The organism is Halomonas sp. AOP30-A1-24 (assembly GCF_052378165.1).
Lineage (GTDB): Bacteria > Pseudomonadota > Gammaproteobacteria > Pseudomonadales > Halomonadaceae > Vreelandella > Vreelandella citrativorans.
Genome location: NZ_JBQSXL010000064.1, coordinates 1 through 2835 on the forward strand (window position 1 = coordinate 1; position 2835 = coordinate 2835).

4 protein-coding genes are annotated in these 2835 nt (G+C 44.8%); 2 read left to right on the top strand and 2 right to left on the bottom strand.

All coding sequences use genetic code 11. The features are described 5' to 3' along the window. Together ACT3TJ_RS17795 and ACT3TJ_RS17800 are read left to right on the top strand one after the other, a co-directional pair. Positions 1-451 (top strand): TRAP transporter large permease subunit (locus ACT3TJ_RS17795; protein WP_444666110.1); only part of this gene is annotated, 451 nt, incomplete at its 5' end. A 13-nt stretch (positions 452-464) separates the two neighbouring features. Further along, positions 465-1496, top strand: a complete 1032-nt coding sequence (locus ACT3TJ_RS17800) for a TAXI family TRAP transporter solute-binding subunit (protein ID WP_444666111.1) — start codon at positions 465-467, stop codon at positions 1494-1496. 62 nt (positions 1497-1558) lie between these two features. On the opposite strand, the gene ACT3TJ_RS17805 is transcribed toward ACT3TJ_RS17800, so the two are convergent. After that, positions 1559-2353 (bottom strand): IclR family transcriptional regulator domain-containing protein, encoded by a 795-nt coding sequence (locus ACT3TJ_RS17805; RefSeq protein WP_444666113.1) that lies wholly within the window; start codon positions 2351-2353, stop codon positions 1559-1561. Between the two features lie 272 nt (positions 2354-2625). Continuing rightward, positions 2626-2835 (bottom strand): hypothetical protein (locus ACT3TJ_RS17810; protein ID WP_444666115.1); only part of this gene is annotated, 210 nt, incomplete at its 5' end.

A 2835-nucleotide genomic window follows, 5' to 3' on the forward strand; every position in this document is an offset into this window, starting at 1 on the left:
ACCCACCATTGCAGCGCATATGTTTGTGGTCTATTTCGCTGTACTCTCTGCTATTACCCCACCCGTCGCTTTGGCTGCTTTTGCGGCTGCTCCCATCGCAAAGGCAAACCCGATGGCAATCGGTATGACGGCTATGGGCCGTCTCGCTCTTATTGGCTTTTTGACTCCTTTCGTCTTTGTTTATAGCCCATCGATGCTATTGATAGCCGATTTTTCGCTTACGGAATTTATCTGGTCGATTGGGCGGTTAATTATAGCCGCTTATCTGATCGCCAGAATTAGTATTTTAGGTCGTCTCTGGTGGTTAGTCGCGGTTGTTGTTTCAATCGCTTTAGTATCACCAACACTCTCTTTACAAATTCTGGGTGCAGGAATAGGTGTTGCCACTCTTATTGCCGTATTAAAATTCAATATTGTTTCTGATCCAACTGATAAATACAAAGAAACCTGAGAGGATGCCCAAAATGCTTATCTCAATAAAGACCTTAAAAACTGCCCTATTGGGTGGAGCACTACTAAGCACCGTCCTCACTTTGATGAGTTCTAACGAAGCGTTTGCTCAGTCTAACTTTAGACTTAAAACATTAGGAACAGGCAGCTCTCCCTATGTCGTTTCTACAGTATTTGCAGATATTATTAATAATCAAACGGATTATCGAATACAGGTAGACGCGACAGGTAGCGGCCCTGAACATGCCGTTTTGACTGCCCAGGGAAAAGTGCAGTTTACATCAAGCTTCTCACCCGGTATTGCGGCGCTGATGCAGGGCGGTGCCGGTATGTTTGCTACGCTACCTCAATCAGTTGAGCTGTATGAAAACATGAGGATGTTATTTAACTATCCGATGGGGCTTTACCATGCAGCCGTTTTCGATAACTCAGGAATAACGACATACGATGACCTTGAAGGGAAACGAGTATTTACCGGACCACCCACAGGGCAGGCACGAGCAACCGTTGAACTCCTCATCGAAGCGATTACGGGTTATAAGGCCGATGAAGATTACGAGGCTATCAACATCAGTTGGAATGCGGCTGCTCAAAGCTTTCAGGATGGTAATCTGGACGTGTATTTTAATCCGACACAGGCACCTAGCCCCATTTTAACCCAGATCGCAATGGCCAATAAAATTCGTTTTTTAAGTGTTCCTGAAGTAGATGAAGGAATGCTGGCAAGTGTGCTTGAGCGGCCAGGTTATCGTATTGTCGAGCTACCAGCAGATATTTACGGCGCAAACCAAACCAATACAGATCCTGCTCGCTCAGTGGGCGTTACTATCGGTATAGTCACTAACAAGGAAATGTCAGAAGAATCCATTTATACGATCACTAAAGCTTTTTGGGAGAATATTGAAGATAAGCAGCAAGCACTTCCTCAAATGCGTAATCTCTCTCTGGAAACGGTTTTTCAGGATATGAATACGCCTTTACATCCGGGCGCTATCCGCTACTACGAGGAAGTAGGTCTAGAGATTCCTGAACACCTAATCCCCTGAAATTAACTAATAAAACTGGCGCCTGGTTTACTCCTCGCGTCAGCTTTACATCTTTAGATAATTCAATATATTTTGTTTTCTTGAAAGATGATTGAAAGCTGACTAGAGGCGAGCTTTAGTTTTTCATAGAAAAAATCGTCAATGGCCATATCTTTATAAGCTGTTTTCATCCATACAATATTAAGGCTAGCCTGCACATCGCCCATGACAATGATCGGAACCGCGATGGCATTGAACTCTTCTTCTGTTTCGGACGGTAGTGATGATTCGCTAGGGTCTCTGGTTGCATAACCACGTAATCTTACCGCATCAAGCATATCCGTTACATAACGATGATTGTTAGCGAGTTCCGCATCTTCCCCGCCCTTTTCTTTCAAACGCTTCAATATTTTATTGAGAGTTCTTTCATCACAGTAGGCTAAAAAAGCTCTACCCATGGCTGACCTGAGCATACTAGGTTTAAAACCTACTACCTCGCGGTTAATAACAAAAGGACTTCTTTTCCTGGAAGTTTCAATAATAGACATTCCATCACCATCATAAACGGAGATATCCGATGGCCAATGGAGCTCTTTCTGCAACGCGTCCATAACAGGCGCTGACACCTGTGCAATCGCGTTATAAAAACTGACATGCTCTCCTAATTCGTGAAGCTTATACGTTAGTCTATATAAGTTATCACTCATACCACGATAAACCCATTCCTCACTCTCAAGGGTGGCTAATATGCGTAAGATCGTCGCTCTATCAAGTTCAGTCACTTGATGTAAGTAGTTGAGTGACACCGGCCCATTAAAGTCGTTCATCGCAGATACGATACTTAAACCTCGTGAAAGCGCGCGTATTTTTTTATTCATATTAACCTTTTACTATCGTATAGATGTAAATGAATCAACACATATTTTTATATGCTACAAATTAAAACTTATGGTTTTGTGACTCTCTATTTTATCACTATAATTTTCTGGTTCTTCGTCATTTCATGTGGATTTTGCCTGATCGAGCAGGCGGCCCACCGGACTGCCAACCAGGTAGATGATGGCGATGACGTTGGCCTCGTTCCGCTAGCCACGTGCGCGTGACCGAGCCGCCTGAAATAGGCCATTCATCCCCGCCAGTCTGGTATTAGTCAGGCCCGAGTGCCAGCGATCGCCGAATCGGCATGCCGCTCAAGCGTTGCCAGGGCCTTCCCCATCGGTTTCAGTAGCGCCCAGCCCGAGAGCGAGAATCTGGGTGCCGTCCATGCCATACCTACTGTCGTTGTAGAGTCCATATTCTGCCCCAGCTTAGGGGGACAAATTCCACACAGCGTCGAAGAGCCGCCAAAATACACGGCATT

What these genes read in the sequence shown, in the direction of transcription:
- ACT3TJ_RS17805 (WP_444666113.1), bottom strand. Translation starts at nt 2,353, where the DNA reads ATGAATAAAAAAATACGCGCGCTTTCACGAGGTTTAAGTATCGTATCT.
- ACT3TJ_RS17800 (WP_444666111.1), top strand. Translation starts at nt 465, where the DNA reads ATGCTTATCTCAATAAAGACCTTAAAAACTGCCCTATTGGGTGGAGCA.